At 78.7% G+C, this 202-nt stretch carries 1 protein-coding gene; it reads right to left on the bottom strand.

Annotated elements, in window-relative coordinates:
* A partial coding sequence (locus DW309_RS11505) for a hypothetical protein (RefSeq protein ID WP_136045447.1) occupies positions 1-202 on the bottom strand: 202 nt, incomplete at both ends.

The raw sequence follows: 202 nt of genomic DNA on the forward strand, positions 1-202 counted from the left end.
GCCGCCGACGGGACGGTAGCCGCCCGCGCCGTCGGTGTCGGCGTAGGTCCACGGCGCCCGCACGACGGGGCGCTCCGCGATGCCCTCGGTGGTGTGCGTGTCGCTCGCGACCACCGGCACGTCGGCCAGCAGGAACCGCAGGTGCGCGAGGTTCGTGAGGCGGCGACCGCGGGCGCTGGCCGGGCGGAGGGCCGATCCGGCC

It is taken from the genome of Microbacterium sp. K41 (genome assembly GCF_004794395.1).
GTDB classification, from domain to species: Bacteria; Actinomycetota; Actinomycetes; order Actinomycetales; family Microbacteriaceae; genus Microbacterium; species Microbacterium sufflavum.